At 42.4% G+C, this 22,241-nt stretch carries 20 protein-coding genes and 2 tRNA genes; 21 read left to right on the forward strand and 1 reads right to left on the reverse strand.

The annotated features are described in order from the left end of the window. Positions 1-178 precede the first annotated feature (178 nt). From bioB to WKT03_RS02350, 4 genes are all read left to right on the forward strand, one after another. Positions 179-1,174, forward strand: a complete 996-nt coding sequence (gene bioB / locus WKT03_RS02335; protein ID WP_340390859.1) for a biotin synthase BioB — start codon at positions 179-181, stop codon at positions 1,172-1,174. A 157-nt stretch (positions 1,175-1,331) separates the two neighbouring features. Next, positions 1,332-1,907 carry a hypothetical protein gene (locus WKT03_RS02340; RefSeq protein WP_340390860.1) on the forward strand — a complete coding sequence of 192 codons (576 nt, stop codon included), beginning with the start codon at positions 1,332-1,334 and terminating at the stop codon, positions 1,905-1,907. Positions 1,908-1,926: 19 nt separating this feature from the next. Continuing rightward, positions 1,927-2,445 (forward strand): hypothetical protein, encoded by a 519-nt coding sequence (locus WKT03_RS02345; protein ID WP_340390861.1) that lies wholly within the window; start codon positions 1,927-1,929, stop codon positions 2,443-2,445. 21 nt (positions 2,446-2,466) lie between these two features. Then, the gene (locus WKT03_RS02350) at positions 2,467-3,183 is read left to right on the forward strand and encodes a response regulator transcription factor (RefSeq protein WP_021943115.1); all 717 of its coding nucleotides are present in this window, start codon (positions 2,467-2,469) and stop codon (positions 3,181-3,183) included. Between the two features lie 69 nt (positions 3,184-3,252). Here WKT03_RS02350 and WKT03_RS02355 read toward each other — a convergent pair whose 3' ends face one another. After that, on the reverse strand, positions 3,253-5,850 hold the full coding sequence (locus WKT03_RS02355) for a GH25 family lysozyme (protein ID WP_340390862.1): 2,598 nt from the start codon (positions 5,848-5,850) through the stop codon (positions 3,253-3,255). A 223-nt stretch (positions 5,851-6,073) separates the two neighbouring features. Here WKT03_RS02355 and WKT03_RS02360 point away from each other — a divergent pair, with 223 nt between their 5' ends. The 17 genes from WKT03_RS02360 to WKT03_RS02440 all read left to right on the forward strand — a co-directional run bounded on the left by WKT03_RS02360 (position 6,074) and on the right by WKT03_RS02440 (position 22,214). Continuing rightward, positions 6,074-6,982 carry a hypothetical protein gene (locus tag WKT03_RS02360; RefSeq protein ID WP_340390863.1) on the forward strand — a complete coding sequence of 303 codons (909 nt, stop codon included), beginning with the start codon at positions 6,074-6,076 and terminating at the stop codon, positions 6,980-6,982. Between the two features lie 41 nt (positions 6,983-7,023). Next, positions 7,024-8,760 (forward strand): pyruvate kinase, encoded by a 1,737-nt coding sequence (pyk, locus tag WKT03_RS02365; protein WP_340390864.1) that lies wholly within the window; start codon positions 7,024-7,026, stop codon positions 8,758-8,760. A 173-nt stretch (positions 8,761-8,933) separates the two neighbouring features. Continuing rightward, the gene (locus tag WKT03_RS02370; RefSeq protein ID WP_340390865.1) at positions 8,934-10,322 is read left to right on the forward strand and encodes a C40 family peptidase; all 1,389 of its coding nucleotides are present in this window, start codon (positions 8,934-8,936) and stop codon (positions 10,320-10,322) included. 309 nt (positions 10,323-10,631) lie between these two features. Next, a complete protein-coding gene (gene hpf / locus WKT03_RS02375) occupies positions 10,632-11,159 on the forward strand; it encodes a ribosome hibernation-promoting factor, HPF/YfiA family (protein WP_340390866.1) in 528 nt (175 codons plus the stop codon). Positions 11,160-11,446: 287 nt separating this feature from the next. Continuing rightward, positions 11,447-14,020: a preprotein translocase subunit SecA gene (gene secA / locus WKT03_RS02380; protein ID WP_117784715.1), complete on the forward strand. Its 2,574-nt coding sequence runs from the start codon at positions 11,447-11,449 to the stop codon at positions 14,018-14,020. 45 nt (positions 14,021-14,065) lie between these two features. Beyond that, positions 14,066-15,179, forward strand: a protein-coding gene (gene prfB / locus WKT03_RS02385; protein WP_340390867.1) for a peptide chain release factor 2 whose coding sequence is annotated in 2 segments (ribosomal slippage) — positions 14,066-14,140 and positions 14,142-15,179 — 1,113 coding nt in all. Because the reading frame shifts where the segments join, the coding sequence is not laid out codon by codon here. Positions 15,180-15,215: 36 nt separating this feature from the next. Then, positions 15,216-16,430: a homoserine dehydrogenase gene (locus tag WKT03_RS02390; protein WP_021943123.1), complete on the forward strand. Its 1,215-nt coding sequence runs from the start codon at positions 15,216-15,218 to the stop codon at positions 16,428-16,430. Positions 16,431-16,529: 99 nt separating this feature from the next. Further along, the gene (locus WKT03_RS02395) at positions 16,530-17,009 is read left to right on the forward strand and encodes a deoxycytidylate deaminase (RefSeq protein WP_021943124.1); all 480 of its coding nucleotides are present in this window, start codon (positions 16,530-16,532) and stop codon (positions 17,007-17,009) included. Further along, positions 17,009-17,437, forward strand: coding sequence for a tRNA (adenosine(37)-N6)-threonylcarbamoyltransferase complex ATPase subunit type 1 TsaE (tsaE, locus tag WKT03_RS02400; protein ID WP_420315013.1), 429 nt, complete (start codon positions 17,009-17,011; stop codon positions 17,435-17,437). Before WKT03_RS02395 ends, tsaE begins: the two co-directional genes overlap by 1 nt. Before the next feature lie 4 nt (positions 17,438-17,441). Continuing rightward, a complete protein-coding gene (gene tsaB, locus WKT03_RS02405) occupies positions 17,442-18,152 on the forward strand; it encodes a tRNA (adenosine(37)-N6)-threonylcarbamoyltransferase complex dimerization subunit type 1 TsaB (RefSeq protein WP_021943126.1) in 711 nt (236 codons plus the stop codon). Continuing rightward, positions 18,145-18,648 (forward strand): ribosomal protein S18-alanine N-acetyltransferase, encoded by a 504-nt coding sequence (rimI, locus tag WKT03_RS02410; protein ID WP_021943127.1) that lies wholly within the window; start codon positions 18,145-18,147, stop codon positions 18,646-18,648. Before tsaB ends, rimI begins: the two co-directional genes overlap by 8 nt. 108 nt (positions 18,649-18,756) lie before the next feature. Next, entirely contained in the window at positions 18,757-18,975 is a 219-nt protein-coding gene (locus WKT03_RS02415) for a hypothetical protein (RefSeq protein WP_021943128.1), read from the forward strand. Between the two features lie 94 nt (positions 18,976-19,069). Next, positions 19,070-19,978: a ribonuclease Z gene (locus WKT03_RS02420; protein ID WP_021943129.1), complete on the forward strand. Its 909-nt coding sequence runs from the start codon at positions 19,070-19,072 to the stop codon at positions 19,976-19,978. Between the two features lie 36 nt (positions 19,979-20,014). Beyond that, complete coding sequence (gene tsaD, locus WKT03_RS02425; protein WP_445293038.1) at positions 20,015-21,040, forward strand: tRNA (adenosine(37)-N6)-threonylcarbamoyltransferase complex transferase subunit TsaD; 1,026 nt, start codon at positions 20,015-20,017, stop codon at positions 21,038-21,040. Positions 21,041-21,167: 127 nt separating this feature from the next. Next, entirely contained in the window at positions 21,168-21,869 is a 702-nt protein-coding gene (ispD, locus tag WKT03_RS02430) for a 2-C-methyl-D-erythritol 4-phosphate cytidylyltransferase (protein ID WP_021943131.1), read from the forward strand. Between the two features lie 123 nt (positions 21,870-21,992). Beyond that, positions 21,993-22,078, forward strand: a tRNA-Ser gene (locus tag WKT03_RS02435). 47 nt (positions 22,079-22,125) lie between these two features. Continuing rightward, positions 22,126-22,214: transfer RNA gene (locus WKT03_RS02440), tRNA-Ser, on the forward strand. Positions 22,215-22,241 lie beyond the last annotated feature (27 nt).

Consider the following 22,241-nt stretch of genomic DNA (forward strand, 5'->3'; position numbering starts at 1 on the left):
CGGGGTAATATACAGCCGGAAGTGGGCAGGTGCGAGGACAAGCCGGGCGTGACAATGCGGAACATTGGGTAGTTCACAAGATGTTGTTTAGATGGTATATTAATAAAGATTGGATGAAAATGGATACACTGTGTGGTTAAAAAGGGCAATATTTCTTAATAAAGGACAATGATGAATTATGACAAAGGATGAACTTCAGAGATTGGAACATAAGATAATGGATGGATATCGTATCAGCAGGGAGGAAGCAGAGCTGCTTATCGATGTAGATCTGTCAGAGCTTTCTGAGGCGGCAGACCGGATCCGACTGCATTTCTGTGGAAATGTCTGCGATGTCTGTTCTGTGGCGGCTGTTAAGGTTGGACAGTGTGGTGAGGACTGTCTGTACTGCGCACAGTCAACCAGAGCAAAGGAGAAGGTCCCGGCGGAATGTGTACTGGGTGAGCAGATCCTGACCGATATAGCGGTTCAGGATAAGAGCCGTGGTTCTTACCGGTACGGGCTTGTATCTGTTGGACGGCGGCTGTCGAAACGGGAGGTAGCACTGGCAGTTCAGAATGTGGAGGATATCAGGAAGACAGCAGATATCCATGTCTGCGCATCTCTTGGTATGCTGGATGAGGAGGATTTCATAAAGCTTCATGAAGCTGGTATGACAATGGTTCATAATAACATGGAAGCATCGGATGCGTTCTTTAAGACCTTGTGCACGACGCATACGTCAGATGATAAGAGAAAGAGTATCCGTGCAGCCAAGGCGGCTGGTATGAAAGTGTGCAGTGGTGGACTGATCGGACTGGGAGAGACGCTTTTGGATCGGATCGATCTGGCATTTTCGTTAAGAGAGCTGGATGTGGACTCGGTTCCGATCAATATGCTGAATCCGATTCCGGGAACGTATTTTGAACATCAGGAGCCGATGAAGCAGGAGGAGTTCCTCCGGACGGTGGCTGTTTTTCGTTTTATCCTTCCGGATACCTTTATCCGTCTGGCGGCAGGCAGAGCCTATTTGCCGGATAATGGCAAGGCAGCTCTTCGTGCCGGGGCAAATGCCGTGATCAGCGGTGACTTTCTGACAACGACCGGAATCACATTTGAAACTGACCTGCAGATGATCCGTGAACAGGGATACGAGATTGGAGCACCAGAGTCCGGCACCCGCATGGACTTTTAAAATGAAACTACCGGTTGTTGAATTTTCTGAGAGAAACATATATTATGAATATGATTGGAACATAGAATCAGGTTTAAATGTGATCAGGAAAATTATTTAGATATATTTAATTGAAAATCAGGCGATTTTAATAATTATAGAAAGAAAGAGGTACAATATGAATATTTATGACAGAATGATGGCGATAGGAACAAAGATGACAGAGATGGATGCATCGACATATCAGGGAGCATTTATCGGCAAGATCTCATATATGGCAGAGAAGAAACAGGCTGGGCAGGCAGACAGTATCCGCTATGAATTCGGGGCTGTAAAGGAGAATGCATTTATGTACATCCTTCCGATCCTCGGTTATGTGGATGGCGTAGAGATACCGGTAGAGAAATTTACCGTGACACTTGTAAAGCCATCCGATAAAGAGAAGGAATTGAAGCGCGTAGAGGCTGCATCATATGATAATGCAGAGGAGTTCCACACATTTTCAAAAGAAGAGGTTTACAGCTTCAGCAAGGAGACAGGTGATCAGAATAAGATTCATCTGACCGATCATCCGGTTGTTCAGGGTATGTTGCTTCTTCGTACAGCGGCTGTAAAATCAGAGGACGTATCCAGAATTGATGTTAAATTTGTAGAGCCATCTTATGCAGAAGAAGAGTTAAAGTGGGCATTTGACGGAAGAGATCATGTGCTGTTCGCAGATGGTTATGTAAAAGCGACGTTCCGTATCAAATAATTGCTGGCATGGAGGGTGTATGAAGGTAAATAAATTCAGCCTGACGTATCTGGCTGGGATGGTTATGATCCTGATATCCGGATGTTTCCCATTCCTAGGATACCGGTTTACCATGAAGGATTATCAGGATGTAAAGGAATGGTTTCCGCTTTTAAATCTGAAAAAGCTTGCAGACCGTTATCAGGCGATGGGAGATATCAATCTGTTTATCCGGATATTGCCTTATCTGGCAATCCTTACCGGGATAGCCGGAATTGTACTGGTTGTGATCTATCTGCGTGGAGACCGGGATACCTGGGACATCTTCAATCTGATGTTTTTTATACCGGCTGTTCTTTCCGGTATTGAATTATTCCTGCTGACACACAGTAAGACGATTCGGGCGATTCATGGGATTATGGAAGAAACAACACGCAGTATGCAGGAAAATGGCTATAAAGGCTTTGCAGGATACCGGCTGGGCTTCTATCTGTTTCTGGCAGGTATCATTATCAGTCTGGTCAGTGCGGTGTGTTTCTTTGCACTGGATCGTGAATAAAATAGAACAGGGGTATGAGAAATGGCAAATGAGAAGATCCTGTTAGTTGAGGATGATTTTGCTTTGGCAATGGGGACGGAATATACATTAAAGACAGAGCATTATGAAGTGGTGCATGCTTCGGATCTTAAGACTGCGAGAAAGTGTCTGCAGCCGGATATCGATCTGGTGCTGCTTGATGTTATGCTACCGGATGGAAATGGTTATGATTTCTGCAGAGAGATCCGTGAGGCAGATAATTATGTTCCGGTCATATTTCTTACAGCAGTATCAGATGAAGTGAATCTGGTGCAGGGACTGGAGCTTGGTGCAGATGATTATATAGCAAAACCATATCGGGTAAAGGAACTGCTGACACGGATCTCTGTGATCCTGAGAAGACAACGGTATAACAATATCAAAAAAACAGATTTGGAAAATGAAGCAGGAGAAGATTTCATTTTCGGACACACCAGACTAGATAATAAACAGTATAAGATCTACCGGAATGAACGGAATATCGACAGTACACCAAGTGAATTTCGTTTGCTTCGGGAACTGACGCTTCATGAGAATCAGGTTATGACACGGAGACAGTTGATCGAACGGTTGTGGGATGTCGATGAGTCATTTGTGGATGATAATACCTTGTCGGTATATATCAAACGATTGAGAGATAAGCTGGAAGAGGATTCGGTATATATCCGTACTGTCCGGGGGATTGGTTATATGTTTGTTCCGGACTCAGCAAATAAGTAAAAACAGTAATAGAAATAAACGGCAGGAGTGCTTGGAATGCATTCCTGCCGTTTTATATATGGTTATTGCTTATTTCAATTTTACATAAGCGGCTGAAACATAGCCGTTGTAGGTTCTACCGTCCTTTGTGAAGGAAATCTGATACCAGTCCTGATATAAGCCTTTGAGTGTAAGCTCTGTTCCATAAGAAACTGTCTGAATAATATCATATCCGGTTCCGGGACCTTTTCTTACATTTAAGACACTGCATATAACCTGCATCTTCTGGCTGCCTTTCTTACTAGCGGTAAGTGCAGATCTGGTTCCCTTGTAAGCCTTTCCATTTGACTTGTTGTAGGCAACGATGCAATAGCTGTATTTGGATGATCCGGCTTCATTGATAATATAAGAAGAAGCGGCGGAGTTGGTGATCGTTTTTAGCTTTGTATACTTCTTTGTTTTATTTGTATAACGATAGATATAATACCCATCTGCATCTGTCTGAGCCTTCCATGTCATTAACTGCTTGGAACCGTAGCTGTTTACAGCTACTCCTGTTACCTTTTTCGGTGGGATCTTAACGGTTATCGTAGCTGCATCACTGATCGAAGTAGCACCGTTTCCGCGGTAATAGGTTTTAACCTTGAATTTATAGGTTCCGTTTGCGGACAGTCCCTTCTGTGTCCAGGAAGTCTTATCGGAAGATAATTTCGCAATCCGTTTCCAGGAAGAACCTGTGGTTCCGTTTTTCATATAAACAAGATAACCTGAAATATTCTTAGAAGATTTCCAGGAAATACTTACAGAGTTATTCTTGGATGGGATAACGGACACGCTTCTGGCATTTGCCGGTTTTGTCATAATAGATACTGTTTTGGAACGATCTGTACGGACATTGTTGCCGGATTTCTTGTAGTAAGCAACAACACAGTATTTGTAAATGGTATTGCCACTTAATTTTTTATCTGTATATGAGGTTGTGCTTTTATTTGTGATCGTTTTAACGCGTACCCATTTACCATTGTCATTTAAACGGTAAACGATATAGCCGGCAACATTTATCTGACCATTCCATTTAACGGTTACGGTATTCTTTGTAGAGGAAGCAGTTATACCTGTGGCCTGGCCGGGACGGGTGTTTCCGTTTATGGAAGAGGAGTATTTGAAAAATGCGCGGCGGCTGCCTTCTTCAAAGTAAGCACGCACTTTATAAGTGTAAGTTGTTCCGCTTGCCAGCTTGGTATCTGTGTAAGTATTGTTTTTGGCTCCTTTTACATAAGCAACGGTTTTGTATTTACCGGTTGCCGGATTGAAACGTACGATGTGGTAGCCGGAAACTTCGGTCTGCGGAGTCCATTCTAAAGTAAGAGAATCCTTTGCCCGTTTGGCGATTGATACCTTATCAATATTCTTTTCCTGTGTAGCGGCATGAACGATATTGGACTCTCCGCCGTTGTAAGCACCGGAATTTGTTCCGTAGAACGCAAGTACCTTGTAACTGTATAAGGTTTCTACCTCCAGACCCTTGTCTGTAAATGAAGTATTGCTTGCACCGACTGTCGTTCCGACATGCTTATATGTATTTGTGCTCTTGTCAAGACGATAGATCTTATAACCATATACATACGGTACTTTATTCCATTTCAAGGATGCCTTCTGCATGGAAGTTGAAGTGATATGCAGATTCTTAACGGCTTCCGGTTTTTTGATGTATCGGAAATTCATATCAACATTACCGCTGATGCCGGCTACAGAGCCGGAAGATGTGTACTGCCAGTAGGAATATTTACCTTCGTAAGATGCATGCACACTGTTGGTTGCAGAATCCCATCCCGGATATTGGGCGAGCCAGATCGGGAACCGTTTTGCCAGTACATCTGCATATACATCATCTGTGAGTAAAGATTTATTTGCATAGACCATAGCGGTGTAATTATTTTTCTCTACCTCTTCACAGAAAGCAGTACAGATCGTAGTTGCGGCAGCAGGGCTTAAGTTTGCCCGTGCAAGTCTGCCGGAATGATTGATGTAGTATTCGTAGTCCATAACAACCGGAAGCTTTATGTTATAGCCTTTGATCAGCTTCATGGTGTAGTTGGCCTCTGCTCTTGCTTCGGCCGTTGTGATCGCCTGGGAATAGACATATACGCCGACATCCAGTCCTGCGGCGAGAGCACCTTCGATGTTTTCCTTATATAATGCGTCTGCTTCCAGCACACCGGATTCTGTGGTACGGAGTGCGACACGGATCAGAGCAAAATTAATTCCGTCTGCCTTGACCTTCTTCCAGTCGATATTGCCCTGCCAGCGGGAGATATCAATACCATTTATAATGTCATAGCCCTTGAACTGTGCATCATGGGCATAGATGCTGGTATCAATGGAAGCCAGAGAAGGATTCTTGATGCTGTCAGATTTTTTCTGAAGCTCCTGAATTGCCTGTGGATCTTCTCCGTATTTTTTATTGATAAGGGCAATCTGTTCCTTTGTTAATGAAGAACTGTCAAATGTTCCCGTTTCTACCATTTCATCAATCTCGTCAGCATATGAAATGTTGGATGACTGGGTAGAAACTGTTGTGTACGCATATTGTGACTGTGCATAGGTCTGACCGGCGATCTTAGGTGCGCTGAAGATCGTGAGACCGGCGACAGCACTGCACAATACCGTGGTAATAAGTTTTTTCACGATAAGCAACCTCCAATTTTTATTTATCCTTAACTAATTTATAATATTTTTTTTACATATAAATGTCAATAATCTGGGGAAATTTAAGAACTATGAAAAAACCAGGTAAAAGATCAGATAAAATCTTTACCAGAAATTTGCACAAAAAAAGCATTTTTGTAGTGCCAAGTCAGTTGATGACGTGTTATAATCAACACGGTAATAAAAATGAAAGGAACATCATATGGAGAAAAAAACAAGATTTTTTGGGGCATTAGGCGGTATGTTTAAAGGACTGGCCCGCCCGGCAGAATATATTAAGACAGGAAAAAGTGCAACATGGTTTTCCATCCATTTGTTGGTGATCCTTGTATGCGTGATTCTTCCGACGTTAGTATTTTATATGCCGGTCAGCAAGAGGATCGGATATAACCGCCTGGCAGATGCGATCGATGACAGAATTGCATATTTCAGTGTAAGTGAAGACGGATTTTATTGTAAGAAGCAGTATGAATTAAAACGTCCGGGAGAAGCATATATCAGAATCGATTCTACGGATTACGATACGGAATCAGATGAGATCGATGAACTTCTTGAGGTTGGACATTATAAGACGATGGTAGTGGTCAGCAATCAGGAGATTCTGCTGTACAGCGATGATTCACCGACCAGGATCAGTTGGAGCAGTGTTTATTCGCACCTGCGTTCGATCGAGAAGCGGGATGTATATGATAAGGATACATTATTAAATCTGACAAGAAAATATGATACTCCGTTATTGATCGGGATTACACTTGTGCTGGCGGTATTGCTGATATTTGTCTATTATGTTGGAACCCTGATATGGGGATTTATCATAAATGCACTCAAGCATGTATTTGGTATCAGTGATGAGATCGGTTTTTCGGATATCGTAAAGGCGTCCACACTTATCAGAACCCCGTGGTTTATAGCGGCGATCCTGATCGCAGGATTTGTATTAAAGGGACAATTTGTATTTTTGTATATTCTGTGTGTGATCATAACATTTGTCTATCTGATCGCAGCAGTCAAATTATATGCAGATGAGATCCTACGGATACCGGAGAAACCGGAAACAAAAGCGGGAGAACAGGAAGATCATGTGCCGGATGAAGAGTATTATGGAGACTGATAATAGTTTCTTAGTATAAAAACAACAAATTAGGAGGCATTATGCGTAAAACTAAAATTATATGTACATTAGGACCATCAACAGATGATGATGATATTTTGAGAAAGCTTATGATCGAGGGAATGAATGTTGCCCGATTCAACTTTTCACATGGAGATCATGCACAGCATAAACGGAACATGGAACGTATCATGAAGTTCAGAACAGAGCTGAACCTTCCGGTTGCAACACTGCTGGATACAAAGGGACCGGAGATCCGTGTAAAAGATTTCAAAAATGGAAAGATTGAACTGAAGCCGGGGCAGACATTTACACTTACAACCGATGAGGTTGAAGGTGATGAGAAGATGGTTTCAATCACATATAAGAATCTTGTAAATGATGTAAAACCGGGAAATACGATACTGATCGATGACGGTCTGATCGAGATGACGGTAGAGCAGGTATCCGAGAATAAGATCGTCTGTCGTGTAGTAAATGGCGGTCCGGTATCCAATCACAAGGGCGTAAATGTACCACGCGTAAATCTGTCCATGCCATACATCAGTGAGCAGGATCGTGCAGATATCATATTTGGTATTGAGAATGACTTTGATTTTATTGCAGCGTCCTTTGTAAGAACGGCAGATGATGTATTGGAGATCCGTAAGATTTTAGATGAGCATGGCTGTGATAATATAAATATTATTTCCAAGATCGAGAATATGCAGGGCGTGGAAAATATCGACGAGATCATTCGTGTATCAGATGGTATCATGGTAGCACGTGGCGATATGGGTGTAGAGATTCCGTTAGAGGATGTTCCTGTAATCCAGAAAATGATCATCAAGAAGGTTTACAATGCAGACAAGCAGGTTGTAACAGCAACCCAGATGCTTGATTCCATGATCAAGAACCCAAGACCGACAAGAGCAGAGGCAACAGACGTTGCAAATGCAATCTATGATGGAACCAGCGCGATCATGCTTTCCGGTGAGACAGCCGCAGGCAAGTATCCGGTAGAAGCACTCCATACCATGATTAAGATCGCAGAACGTGCAGAAGAAGATATTGATTATACAAAACGTTTTTATGAGAGAGGAAATATCCAGAATCCGGATATCACCAGTGCAATCTCCCATGCAACCTGTACAACAGCAATCGGTCTTGGCGCAGCAGCGATCGTAACCGTAACAAAATCAGGAAAAACAGCCCGCATGATTTCTAAATACAGACCGAAATGTCCGATCATCGGATGTTCACCGGTTGAAAAGGTATGTCGTCAGTTAAATCTGTCATGGGGTGTTCAGCCGCTTCTGATCGCAGAGGAGAATAATACGGATGATCTGTTTGAGCATTCTGTAGAAGCTGCGAAGAGAAATCATTACATCAAGGATGGAGAGATCGTTGTTATCACTGCCGGCGTTCCACTTGGTGTTGCCGGAACAACCAACCTGATCAAGGTACATGTTGTTGGACATATCCTTGTAAAAGGTACTTCTGTAAACGAGAAGTCGGTATGTGCTCCTTTATGTGTAGCGGAAACAGAAGAAGATCTTCAGAAAAATTACAATCCGGGAGATATTATTGTAATGAAAGAGACCAGCAATAATATCATGGAACAGTTAAAGACTGCATCTGCGATCGTGTGTGAAAAGGATGGGAAAAATTCACATGCTGCGATTGTAGGCCTCAGTCGTGATGTTCCGGTTATCATCGGAGCAAAGAATGCGACCCAGATATTAAAAACAGGTGCCATCGTTACAGTAAAAGCCAAAGATGGAGTAGTTGTTTCTTAAGTTTGTAACAAATGTAATAAATCTTAATTTTTAAAAAACACTGAAAAACAAGCAAAAACACGGGAATGCCATGTTGACAAGCATTTGAATTGTTGTTATAATGAACCAGAAATGTAACAATTTCGTAACAAATGTTTGATGACATGGCATTTCCATGTCAGGGAGGTAATAAGATGTCCAAAGGAACCAGAAAGATATCCGTTGCGGTAGTAACAGTCAGTCTGGCAGCTACAACGGCATTTGGCGTGATCAAAGCAAATAACATATATGATGATTCAACGATCGGACTCTCATCAGCGCTTGACAGATATGTAGAATCTGTTCAGCTTGAAACGGCTTCAGCCGGAGATGGAAGTACACCGACGGATGCTTCTTCTGAAACAGTTAAGACAGAAACAGCAAAGACTGAGACAAAGAAGACATCAAAAAAGAGTACCAAGAAAGAAGAAAAAACAACAGAAGCTGCGACAGAGGAAACAGAAACGGGAGCGGCAGAGAAAACCTGTAAGTATCCACAGTTTGAAGGAAAGTGTCTTACAACTGTAACGGATGAGGTTAATATCCGTGCTACAGCAAGTGCAGACGGTGAACTGGTCGGAACACTTGGAGCAAATGGTATTGCCCTTGTAAAGGAAAAAGGTGATACATGGACAAAGGTTGCATCTGGTAGCTGTGAAGGATACATAAAGAACGATTTCCTTGTATATGGTGATGATGCAGGTGCTTATGCAGAAGAACATTGCAGCAAGTTGGCAACTGTTACAACAGAAACCTTGAATGTACGTGCCGAGGCAGATGCAGACAGTGAATGTCTTACAATGATCCCTGGTGGAGAATCATATTCAGTAATCGGTCAGGCAGATGGCTGGACAGAAGTAAAGGTTGATGATGAGACTGCCGGTTATGTAAGTTCGGATTATGTTGAAATTTCATATAATACAGTAAAGGCTATCTCGGTAGAAGAGGCTGAAGCTGCAAGAGCAGCAGAAGAGGAAGAATTGAGAAGACAGCAGGAAGAACAGCAGAAGCAGCAGGAGGAAGAGCAGCAGGCAACAGAAACCCCTACGGAAGCTTCGACTGAGACTCCTACAGAAGCACCAACTGAGACACCAACAGAAGCCCCTACGGAAGCACCAACTGAGGCACCGACGGAAGCTCCTACAGAAGCACCTTCTGAGGATCCGGTACCATCCAGTGGTTCAACTGGTGTAGATCTTGCAAATTATGCATTACAGTTTGTTGGTAATCCTTATGTATATGGCGGTACAAGCCTTACAAATGGTGCTGACTGTTCAGGATTTACATTATCCGTATATGCACACTTTGGAATTTCACTTCCACATTCCGCAACTGCTCAGTCTTATTACGGAACAGAAGTAAGTCTTTCAGAGCTGGAACCGGGTGATCTGTTATTCTACGGAACAGACGGAGATATCGGACATGTTGGAATCTATACAGGTGGCGGCATGATCGTACATGCAAGTACAGAAGCAACAGGAATCAAGACATCTGTATATAATTACAGAACTCCGATCAAGGCAGTCAGACTACTTGGACAATAAAGGATAAACAGAATAGAAGAAAAGCCGGTACATGGTGAGTGAACAGGTTCTTGTTTCTCACGGTATGTACCGGCTTTCTTTTTGCATTCGATGAATACAAGACTGTAAATTAAGAAAATATGGGAGATAGAAAAAAGATACATATGCATTTGTGTAGTTTTCATAAATTATATAAATTAATTGTTAATTTGACTAAAAAATGAAAAGCAAACGGTTTCCTTTTGTTTAAAATGACTTGAAAAAATGGCGGTTTATGTTATAATAAGACTATCAATTCGGGGACACCCGAAAAAGAAGGAGTTGGGCAACATGAATTACATAATTAGTGGAAAAAACATCGATGTTACTGAAGGTTTAAAGAATGCAGTATATGACAAGCTGTCCAAGCTTGAGAAATATTTCGCAGAAGATGCTGTTGCACAGGTTACATTTAGTGTAGAGAAAGACAGACAGAAGATAGAAGTTACGATCCCTATGAAAGGACATATCATTCGTGCAGAACAGGTAAGTGATGATATGTATGTATCGATCGATCTTGTGCTAGAAGTAATCGAGAGACAGGTGAACAAGCATAAGAAGAAATTGATCGACAAGGAGCAGAATGCAGCATATCTCCAGAATTCATTTGTAGAAGAAGAAACAGATGAAGATGACGAGATTAAGATCGTTAGAAGCAAGAGATTTGCAGTAAAGCCTATGTATCCGGAAGATGCATGCATCCAGATGGATCTGCTTGGACATAACTTCTATGTATTTAGAAATGCAGAGACAGAAGAAGTAAATGTTGTCTACAAGAGAAAGGGTAATACATACGGATTGATCGAACCAGAATTTTAATCTCGTACCTGCTGCGCAGGGACAGATATTTTCAGAAGCTATAGTCTGAAGAATGTCTGCCTGAGATTTTCGGATAAAAAGAAGGGTCGCCAGACAATTAACGCTGGCGGCTCTTTTTTTGTGGTCAGATTTAAAGAATGAATGTTGATTATTCATCAGTATTTCATAAATGCTTTACCAAAGCTTTTCAGATTCATTCTTGATATAAATTTCATATGATGGTATTATGTACCCTGAGTAATAAGATTTGGATATGAAACCAAGAAAACAGTTAGGAGAATAATAGAATGGGATTATTTGAAAAAGTATTTGGCACACATAGTGAGAAAGAACTGAAGAAGATCGCTCCTATTGTGGACAAGATAGAAGCACTTGATTCTGACATGCAGGCATTGTCCGATGAGGAATTAAGAGCAAAGACAGCAGAATTCAAAGAGAGACTTGCAAATGGGGAAACGCTTGATGATCTGCTGGTAGAAGCATTTGCAGTTGTAAGAGAGGCTGCATACAGAGTGCTTGGCATCAAGCATTATAGAGTACAGTTGATCGGTGGTGTTGTATTACATCAGGGACGTATCGCCGAGATGAGAACCGGTGAAGGTAAGACCCTTGTGTCTACACTTCCTGTATACTTAAACGCACTGGAAGGCAAAGGTGTTCAGGTCGTAACAGTCAACGATTATCTGGCAAAGCGTGATGCTGAATGGATGGGTAAGGTTCATGAGTTCCTTGGACTTACAGTTGGTATTATTTTGAATTCATCTACAAATGATGAAAGACGTGACGCATATGCATGTGACATTACTTATGTAACAAATAATGAACTCGGTTTCGATTACTTAAGAGATAACATGGTTATCTATAAAGAAAAACTTGTGTTAAGAGGACTTCATTATTGTGTAATCGACGAGGTCGACTCTGTATTGATCGATGAGGCGAGAACACCTCTGATCATTTCAGGACAGAGCGGCAAATCGACAGAGCTTTATAAGATGTGCGATTACCTTGCAAGACGTATGAAGCGTGGTGAAGGTGATGGTGAGATCTCCAAGATGGATATGCTGATGAATACAGCAATTGAGGAAGACGGAGATTTTCTTGTAAATGAAAAAGACAAATATGTTATGCTGACAGCAAACGGTGTGAAGGAAGTAGAGCAGTTCTTCCATATCGAGAACCTGTCCGATCCTGAGAATATCGAGATCCAGCATAACATAATTCTTGCACTTCGTGCACATAACCTGATGTTCCGTGACCGTGATTATGTTGTAAAGGATGACGAGGTTTTGATCGTTGATGAATTTACAGGACGTATCATGCCGGGCCGTCGTTTCTCAGACGGACTGCATCAGGCGATCGAAGCAAAGGAAAATGTAAAGGTTAAGAGAGAGTCCAAGACACTTGCTACGATCACATTCCAGAACTTCTTTAATATGTTTGAGAAGAAAGCAGGTATGACAGGTACAGCAAGTACAGAGGAAGAAGAATTCAGAGAGATCTATGGCATGGATGTTGTAGAGATCCCAACCAACCTTCCGGTACAGAGAATTGACCATCCGGATTCTATCTTCAAGACAAAGAAAGAGAAATTAAACGCTATTGTTGAGCAGATCAATGAGAGTTACAGAAAAGGACAGCCTGTTCTGGTTGGTACGATCAATATTGATGCATCTGAGGAACTCAGCCACATGCTCAGCAAGAAAAAAATTCCACATAAGGTATTAAATGCAAAGTTCCATGAGCTTGAGGCAGAGATCGTTGCAGAAGCAGGTCAGAAGAATGCAGTTACGATCGCAACGAACATGGCTGGTCGTGGTACGGATATTAAGCTTGGCGAGGGCGTTGCTGAACTTGGCGGACTTCGTATCATTGGTACAGAACGTCATGAGTCCAGACGAATCGATAATCAGCTCCGTGGACGTTCCGGTCGTCAGGGAGATCCGGGTGAATCCAAGTTCTACCTGTCTCTGGAAGATGATCTGATGAGATTGTTTGGTTCTGAGAGAGTTATGAGCCTTTATGATACATTGAAGATACCGGAGGGCGAAGAGATCCAGCATAAGACAATCTCGAACTTCGTAGAGAAGGCCCAGAAGAAGATCGAAAGCAACAACTTCGCGATCAGAAAGAATCTGTTAGAGTATGACCGTGTAAATAATGAACAGAGAGAGATCATGTATAAGGAGCGTCGGAGAGTCTTAGACGGTGAAGATATGCATGAAGTTATCCTGAAGATGCTCAAGGATGATATCAATGCATGTGTAGATACTGTATGCTCATCAGAAGCTGCACCAGAAGAGTGGAATATTGTAGAGCTTGACAATATGATCCGTGAGATCATTCCATTTACAGAACCAATCGCACTTACTGAGCATGAGATCAAAAAGGGTGACACAGAAGAACTCAAAGAGAGACTGTATAATGAGGCTGTGGAACTCTACCATGAGAAAGAAAAAGAATTCCCAAGTCCGGAAGATATGCGTGAGATCGAGCGTATTATCCTTCTGAAGGTAATTGATAGAAAATGGACTGACCATATCGACGATATGGAACAGTTAAAGCAGGGCATCGGACTTCAGTCACTGGGTCAGAGAGATCCTGTTGTAGAATATAAGTTTGCCGGTTATGACATGTTCAATGAAATGACAAGAGCAATTCAGGAGGATACAGTAAAACTGCTTCTTCGTGTTAAGGTTGAACAGAAGGTTGAACGTGAGGAAGTAAATAAAGTTACAGGAACAAACAAGGATGATACTGTATCCAGAGGACCTGTAAAGAAAGCAAAAAAAATCGGAAGAAATGATCTGTGCCCATGCGGCAGCGGTAAGAAATATAAAAACTGCTGCGGACGGAACGAATAGAAATAATGTGTTGCGGATGCAACCGATAAAGTAGGTGAGAAATTAATGATAGAGACAGACCAGTTTAAGTTCACACTGAATCAGTACAGACAACCATTAATGGAAGTAAGGGATTCACTTTGACATCGCTGGCAGAAAAGACAGCATAGGAAAATTACAATATGAGATGGAACAGCCGGGCTTCTGGGATGATGTAGCAAAGTCAACCAGTGTTTCCAGACAGTTAAAGAAGCTGCAGGATTCGCTGGAGGAATATCAGAAGCTGGAACAGGATTTTTCAGATATTGAAACCCTGATTCAGATGGCGGAAGAAGAGGGCGATTCCTCTATGATAGAGGAAATCGGTGAGATGCTGACAGCATTTCAGAAGGAATTCGAAAATTACAGGATCAGTCTTCTGCTGTCGGATGAGTTTGATGGTTACGATGCCGTTATGACGCTTCATGCAGGAGCCGGCGGGACAGAGTCCTGTGACTGGACATCGATGTTATACAGAATGTATACCAGATGGGCGGAAAAGCACGGTTTCAAGGTGGAAGTGCTTGACTATCTGGAAGGTGATGAGGCTGGCATTAAGTCGGTTACGATACAGATCAGTGGACAGAATGCTTATGGATATCTGAAATCAGAAAAAGGAGTACATCGTCTGGTTCGTATTTCACCGTTCAATGCAGCAGGCAAGCGGCAGACTTCATTTGCTTCCTGCGATGTGATACCGGAGATAGAGGAAGACCTGGAAGTGGATATCAATGAAGATGATCTCCGGATCGATACTTACAGATCGAGCGGAGCCGGTGGACAGCACATCAATAAGACATCATCGGCGGTTCGTATCACGCACATTCCGACCGGTATCGTAGTACAATGCCAGAATGAGCGTTCACAGCATATGAATAAGGATAAGGCTATGCAGATGCTGAAGTCTAAGCTGTATCTGATCAAGAAACAGGAGAATTTGGATAAGATTTCGGATATTCGGGGTGAGATACTGGAGAATGGATTTGGAAGCCAGATTCGGTCTTATGTTATGCAGCCGTATACGATGGTGAAGGATCACCGGACAGGTGAAGAAAGCGGAAATGTTGCCGCAGTTTTAGATGGAGAACTCGACGGATTTATGAATGCATATTTAAAATGGTGCAGCCGGAGTGAGTCGTAATATACAAAAAAGAATGCAAAAAGGAGAGACACCCACATGGTAAATATAGCAGTATTAGGTTATGGTACAGTTGGTTCAGGCGTGGTTGAAGTAATCAATACAAATCACGAGATCATTAATAAGAGAGCGGGAGAAGAGATTAACATCAAGTATGTTCTTGATCTGAGAGATTTCCCGGGAGATCCTGTACAGCAGATACTGACACATGACTTCAATGACATCTTAAACGATGATGAAGTAAAGGTTGTTGTCGAAGTAATGGGAGGAATCAATCCTGCCTATACATTTGTAAAACAGTGCCTTGCAGCAGGCAAAAGTGTAGCAACATCCAATAAGGAACTGGTAGCTTCTCACGGACCGGAATTACTTGCGATCGCAAAAGAGAACAATGTGAATTTCTTATTTGAGGCATCTGTTGGCGGTGGTATTCCGATCATCCGTCCATTAAATACCTCTATCACAGCAGATGAAGTAACAGAGATCACAGGTATCTTAAACGGAACAACAAATTATATCCTGACCAAGATGGATCAGGAAGGTGCATCTTATGATGAAGTGCTGAAGCAGGCACAGGATCTGGGATATGCAGAAAGAAATCCGGAAGCAGACGTAGAAGGTGGAGATGCGTGTAGAAAGATCGCTATCCTGACTTCTATCGTATATGGAAAGCATCTGGATTACACTAAAATCCATACAGAAGGAATCACAAAGATCTCAACAGAAGATTTCAAATATGCAGATGCACTTGGTGTATCGATCAAATTAGTAGGTACGACTAAAAAGGAAGGAGATACCTTATACTCCTTCGTTGCACCTATGATGCTGGACGAGAACCATCCATTATCCGGTATCCATGATGTATTCAATGGCATATTTGTACATGGAAATGTTGTAGATGATATCATGTTCTATGGAAGAGGAGCCGGAAAGCTTCCAACAGCATCCGCCGTTGTATCCGATGTTGTAGACGAAGTAAAACATATGGGTAAGAATATTATGGCAAGTTGGGATGCAGAAGCACTTCCGATCGGTGATTTCAGAGATGCGGTTAATCGTTTCTTCATACGAGTAAGTGCAGATGCGATCACAAAAGATGAGATCCAGAAGCTGTTTGGTGATGTGACATATGTAACAGCAGAAGGTGTGGACGGAGAGCTTGCATTTATCACTTCGTCCATGACTGAGGGCAGTTTTGCTGATATTACAGCTAAAATTGATAAAATTTTCAGCATAATCAGAGTAGCATTTTAGAGAAAAAAGTTGTATAACCATAAGATGGCCGATGTAAAAACGGGTTATCACTATATGGAAATAACCGGATGATCAGATGAAAAGAAAAGGAGGACACCGATGAAAAGAGCCGACTACATTAGCTGGGATCAGTATTTTATGGGTATTGCACTGTTGTCAGCAGAGAGAAGCAAAGATCCTTCCACTCAGGTTGGTGCATGTATCGTAGACGATAATAATCGTATTCTGTCGGAAGGGTATAATGGTATGCCTGCCGGATGTGAAGATGATATCATGCCATGGGGAAAGATTGGTGATCCTTTGAACAATAAATATTTCTTTGTGTGTCATGCAGAATTGAATGCCATCCTGAATTACAGGGGCGGCAGCTTAAAGGACGCAAGACTTTATTCGACCTTATTTCCTTGCAATGAATGCGCGAAAGCAATCATTCAGTGTGGGATAAAAGAGGTGATCTATCTGTCGGATAAATATGCCAGTACCGACAGCACGATGGCATCCAAGAGAATGTTTGATATGGCAGGAGTTACTTATCGGCCATATGAAGTAAAAGGAAAGAAGATAACGATAGATTTATGATGATTGTAAAAGAAAGCAACAGCAGAGAAGACACATACAGGATCGGACGGGAGCTTGGCGAACAGGCGGTTCCGGGACAGGTATTCTGTTTCTTTGGAGATCTGGGCGTAGGAAAGACGATATTTTCACAGGGATTTGCTAAAGGTCTTGGAGTCGATGATATTGTGAACAGCCCTACATTTACGATCGTGAAAGAATATGATGACGGACGGCTTCCGTTGTATCATTTTGATGTCTATCGGATCGGAGATGTGGATGAGATGGAAGAGATCGGCTACAATGAGATGGTATACGGTGATGGAGTATGCCTGATCGAATGGGCAAATCTGATCGAAGAGATCCTTCCGGATCATTATCAGAAGATAACGATTGAAAAAGACCTTGAAAAAGGGACAGATTATAGAAAGATAACGATAGAAGAGGTTTAAAGATATGAAGATCCTCGCTCTGGACAGCTCAGGGCTGGTTGCATCCGTTGCCTTATTAGAGAATGACAATCTGGTTGCAGAATTTACAGTAAATAACAAAAAGACACATTCACAGACCTTGCTTCCAATGCTGGACGAGGTTGTAAACGCAGCAGGTATTGAGCTTGATGCAGTAGATGCGATCGCGATCGCAGCAGGTCCGGGGTCATTTACCGGACTGCGTATCGGAGCAGCAACGGTAAAAGGACTGTCGCTTGCACTTGATAAGCCGGTTGTGCCTGTTCCGACACTGGAAGGACTTGCATACAATTTCTGGGGAAGTGACAGGCTGATCTGTCCGATCATGGATGCCAGAAGAAATCAGGTCTATACTGGATTGTACAGATTTGACGAAGCAGGTAATCTGGTTACAGAGATGGATCAGATACCGATGGATGTAAATGAGTTGATCGATCTGCTTCTTGAAAAAGATGAAGAAGTGCAGTTTACAGGTGATGGCATACAGGTGTATGGATCTCAGATCCTGTCAAAGATGAAGCATGCACGTCTGGCACCGGCACATCTGAACAAACAGAAGGCTGGATCAGTCGCATATGCCGGCGCTTACCGGTATGCGCATGAACAATATATAAATGGAGATGATTTTGCTCCTGAATATCTGAGAATGTCTCAGGCAGAAAGAGAAAGAAAAGAGAAAGGTGAAAGAAATGAGTAATAGCGTCAGTGATGGCGGGGCGGCGGGGCCCTATTTAGACAACATTGAGATAAGAGAAGGCGATGAGGAACAGTTGCTTGATATTGTTTCTCTGGGAGAAAAAGTATTTATGAGTTCCTGGAATGAGCAGATGGTTGCGACATCCATGTATGGAACGTATGATACCGTGCTTACAGCAGTTGACACAACGAAGGATGACAAGGTGGTTGGTTATTGTATCTTTACTGCACCGTGTGAGGATTGTGAACTGCTTCGGATTGCTGTTGATAAAGATTACAGGAAATGTGGAATCGGACACAGACTGATGAAAGAAATGATCCGCATGTGTGTAGAAGACAATGGAGAAAAGATCTTCTTGGAGGTTCGTGAGTCTAATGACGCAGCAATATCAATGTATGAATCACTAGGCTTCGATGAGATTTCCAGAAGGAAAGATTATTATAAAAAACCAACAGAAGATGCTGTTATCATGGAACTGAAGTGTTCACATTCATAATACATAGATGACAGGAATTCCCACTACAAAAGATGCATTTTTTCTATTATAATCGACAATAGAAAAGATACAGAGATCGCCGGGGAACCGGAAGATCAGGAGGAAATTATGATGGATGTAATACGCTGCAATATGTGTGGGAAAGAATTGTCAGTCAGAAATGACATTTTGATGGAAGATGCAATTATAATTTCAAAAAAGTGGGGATACTTCTCAAAGAAAGATGGAGAAACCCACAGGATCTGTATATGCGAAGATTGTTATGACCGGCTGGCAGACAGCTTTGCAGTACCGGTACAGAGAGACGAAACGGCAGAATATATGTAGAACCAGAGAGTCATTTGAATATAAAATGACTCTTTTTTCCTTACAGGAGAAATGGTTTACAGACAGAGTGGAAATAGAAGTTGGAGGATAGAATATGTTAGATGTATGTTTGCTTGGTACAGGCGGAATGATGCCACTTCCGTACAGAGCGTTGACATCCATGATGATACGATACAATGGCAGCTCTATATTAGTTGATTGTGGTGAAGGAACGCAGGTAGCAGTCAAACAGCAGGGATGGAGCTTCAAACCGATCGATGTGATCCTGTTCACACATTTTCATGCAGATCATATCAGCGGATTGCCTGGGCTACTCCTGACAATCGGAAATGCAGAACGAAAGGATCCGGTTCTGATGGTTGGGCCAAAACGGTTGGAACGGGTAGTGAACTCTCTGCGCGTGATCGCACCGGAGCTTCCATTTGAGATACAGTTTAAAGAACTGACAGAGGAAGAAGAAGAATTTGAAGTGTGTGGCTTACGTGCAAATGCGTACCGGGTAAATCATAATGTTACCTGTTATGGATATTCATTTGAGCTTGACCGTGCTGGTAAATTCGATGTGGAACGTGCACGTGCACAGGAGGTTCCGATGCAGATCTGGAATACATTGCAGAAGGGCATGACGATAGAACTGGACGGCAGGCTCTATACACCGGATATGGTTATGGGACCGGATCGGAAAGGGCTTAAGGTCACATATTGTACAGATACCCGTCCGACACCACTTATTACAAAACATGCGGCAGGCTCAGACTTGTTTATCTGCGAAGGAATGTATGGTGAACCGGACAAATACGAAAAGGCAGTTTCCCATAAGCATATGACAATGTATGAGGCGGCGGAGATTGCGAAAGAGGCAGAAGTAAAACAGATGTGGCTGACACATTATAGTCCGTCCCTGATCAAGCCGATGCAGTACATGGATGAAGTAAGAAAAATATTCCCGGCTGCGGTTGCAGGAAAAGACCGGATGGAGACAACGTTAAAATTTGCAGACTGATACAGACGGTAAAACAGGAAAAAGAGGAAGATGAAAATGGAGAAAAAAGATATAAAGATTCTGGCAATTGAATCATCTTGTGATGAGACTTCAGCGGCTGTCGTCGTAAACGGTAGGGAAGTATTATCAAATATCATATATTCACAGATTGACATTCACACACTGTATGGCGGCGTTGTTCCTGAGATAGCGTCAAGAAAACACATCGAGAAAGTGAATCAGGTAATAAGGACTGCACTGAAAGAAGCAGACTGTACTCTGGATGATATAGATGCGATCGCAGTTACATATGGGCCGGGCTTAGTAGGAGCTTTGCTGGTTGGAGTAGGAACGGCAAAGGCGATCAGCTATGCAAAGAATATCCCGTTGGTAGGCGTTCATCATATAGAGGGACATATTGCTGCTAATTTTATAGAAGATAAGACATTGGAACCGCCATTTATGTGTCTGGTTGTATCCGGCGGGCATACCCATCTGGTAAAGGTGACAGACTACGGGCAGTTTGAGATCCTTGGTGTGACCAGAGATGATGCGGCAGGTGAAGCATTTGACAAAGTAGCAAGAGCTATCGGACTTGGATACCCGGGTGGACCGAAGGTAGATAAGCTTGCAAAAGAGGGAAATCCGGATGCAATTGAATTCCCTAGAGCAAAGATTTCCGATTCTGCATATGATTTTAGCTTCAGTGGTCTGAAGTCTGCAGTTTTAAATTATATCAATCAGAAGGAAATGAAGAATGAGGAGATCAACCGCGCAGATGTAGCGGCATCCTTCCAGAAAGCGGTAACGGATGTACTGACAGAACATACCATCTATGCAGCCAGGAAATATGGCATGGATAAAGTTGCGCTGGCAGGCGGTGTTGCATCCAACTCAGCACTTCGTGCATCGATGAAAGCGGCCTGCGAAAAAGCAGGAATTCAGTTATATTATCCGGCACCGATCCTTTGCACCGATAATGCAGCCATGATCGGAGCGGCTGGTTATTATGAATTCATAAAAGGTACCAGACACGGGCTGGATCTGAATGCAGTTCCAAATCTGAAATTAGGCGAGCGGTAGAAGGATACAGTAAGAAGTGAATGCAGATTGCTCTGCTGCTTTGTGAGTGTTTGTAAATATATGGTGAAAGAATACAATATGAAACAAATAATAAAGGCAAAAAAGATAAAAGGATAGAAGAGAAAACATGAAGACAACGGCGATCATACTTGCGGCAGGAAAAGGCAGCCGAATGCACAGTAAAATTGAAAAACAGTTCATGGAGCTTGGAGGCTATCCTGTAATTTATTATGCATTAAAAGCTTTTGAAGAAAGTCCTGTGGATTCCATCATTCTTGTAACAGGAAAAAACAGTGTGGAATATTGCAGGCATGAGATCATAGAGAAATATCATTTTACAAAGGTTGTATCTGTAGTAGAGGGCGGTGAAAATCGGTATGATTCTGTATATAATGGTTTGTGTGCATGTCCGGAGACCGATTATGTCATGATCCATGACGGCGCAAGACCATTTGTGACACAGGATATGGTCGTTAGATCGATCCAGACACTGGCAGATTACAAAGCGTGTACGGTGGGGATGCCTGTAAAGGATACGATAAAGATCGTAAATGAAAATCGGATTGGAATGGCGACTCCTGCAAGAGAGTATCTGTGGCAGATTCAGACCCCACAGAGCTTTGATTATAAATGTCTGATGAAGTGTTATCAGAAGATGATGAAGAAACGGGCAGATGGGGCAGCAATAGCAGTGACGGATGATACGATGGTGGTCGAAGAATACGGTAAGATACAGGTGAAAGTGATTGAGGGCAGCTATACAAATATAAAGATTACGACACCGGAAGATATGCGTATTGGACAGGAATTTCTGCAAAAACAGGGGTAAAAAAGTACTTGAAAATACCAGTCACAAAAAAATGAAATAATTTGAAAAAATGTGTTGACATAGAAAAACAGAAGTGCTAATATATACAAGTCGCCGGTCAAAAGGAGACTTAAACAACTGGATGGAGAGATATCGAAGTGGTCATAACGAGGCGGTCTTGAAAACCGTTTGTCCGAAAGGGCGCGAGGGTTCGAATCCCTCTCTCTCCGCTGACTTTTCAATAAACAAAGATGGAAAGTTCAAGCGCTTGATACTAGGAGAAGTACCCAAGCGGTTGAAGGGGCTCCCCTGGAAAGGGAGTAGGCCGTTAATAGCGGCGCGAGGGTTCAAATCCCTCCTTCTCCGTTAAGTTTTACTGGTACAGGCGAAAAC

Source organism: Coprococcus sp. HCN-4056 (genome assembly GCF_037892645.1).
GTDB classification, from domain to species: Bacteria; Bacillota; Clostridia; order Lachnospirales; family Lachnospiraceae; genus Coprococcus; species Coprococcus ammoniilyticus.

What these genes read in the sequence shown, in the direction of transcription:
- bioB (WP_340390859.1), top strand. Translation starts at nt 179, where the DNA reads ATGACAAAGGATGAACTTCAGAGATTGGAACATAAGATAATGGATGGA.
- WKT03_RS02340 (WP_340390860.1), top strand. Translation starts at nt 1,332, where the DNA reads ATGAATATTTATGACAGAATGATGGCGATAGGAACAAAGATGACAGAG.
- WKT03_RS02345 (WP_340390861.1), top strand. Translation starts at nt 1,927, where the DNA reads ATGAAGGTAAATAAATTCAGCCTGACGTATCTGGCTGGGATGGTTATG.
- WKT03_RS02350 (WP_021943115.1), top strand. Translation starts at nt 2,467, where the DNA reads ATGGCAAATGAGAAGATCCTGTTAGTTGAGGATGATTTTGCTTTGGCA.
- WKT03_RS02360 (WP_340390863.1), top strand. Translation starts at nt 6,074, where the DNA reads ATGGAGAAAAAAACAAGATTTTTTGGGGCATTAGGCGGTATGTTTAAA.
- pyk (WP_340390864.1), top strand. Translation starts at nt 7,024, where the DNA reads ATGCGTAAAACTAAAATTATATGTACATTAGGACCATCAACAGATGAT.
- WKT03_RS02370 (WP_340390865.1), top strand. Translation starts at nt 8,934, where the DNA reads ATGTCCAAAGGAACCAGAAAGATATCCGTTGCGGTAGTAACAGTCAGT.
- hpf (WP_340390866.1), top strand. Translation starts at nt 10,632, where the DNA reads ATGAATTACATAATTAGTGGAAAAAACATCGATGTTACTGAAGGTTTA.
- secA (WP_117784715.1), top strand. Translation starts at nt 11,447, where the DNA reads ATGGGATTATTTGAAAAAGTATTTGGCACACATAGTGAGAAAGAACTG.
- WKT03_RS02390 (WP_021943123.1), top strand. Translation starts at nt 15,216, where the DNA reads ATGGTAAATATAGCAGTATTAGGTTATGGTACAGTTGGTTCAGGCGTG.
- WKT03_RS02395 (WP_021943124.1), top strand. Translation starts at nt 16,530, where the DNA reads ATGAAAAGAGCCGACTACATTAGCTGGGATCAGTATTTTATGGGTATT.
- tsaE (WP_420315013.1), top strand. Translation starts at nt 17,009, where the DNA reads ATGATTGTAAAAGAAAGCAACAGCAGAGAAGACACATACAGGATCGGA.
- tsaB (WP_021943126.1), top strand. Translation starts at nt 17,442, where the DNA reads ATGAAGATCCTCGCTCTGGACAGCTCAGGGCTGGTTGCATCCGTTGCC.
- rimI (WP_021943127.1), top strand. Translation starts at nt 18,145, where the DNA reads ATGAGTAATAGCGTCAGTGATGGCGGGGCGGCGGGGCCCTATTTAGAC.
- WKT03_RS02415 (WP_021943128.1), top strand. Translation starts at nt 18,757, where the DNA reads ATGATGGATGTAATACGCTGCAATATGTGTGGGAAAGAATTGTCAGTC.
- WKT03_RS02420 (WP_021943129.1), top strand. Translation starts at nt 19,070, where the DNA reads ATGTTAGATGTATGTTTGCTTGGTACAGGCGGAATGATGCCACTTCCG.
- tsaD (WP_445293038.1), top strand. Translation starts at nt 20,015, where the DNA reads ATGGAGAAAAAAGATATAAAGATTCTGGCAATTGAATCATCTTGTGAT.
- ispD (WP_021943131.1), top strand. Translation starts at nt 21,168, where the DNA reads ATGAAGACAACGGCGATCATACTTGCGGCAGGAAAAGGCAGCCGAATG.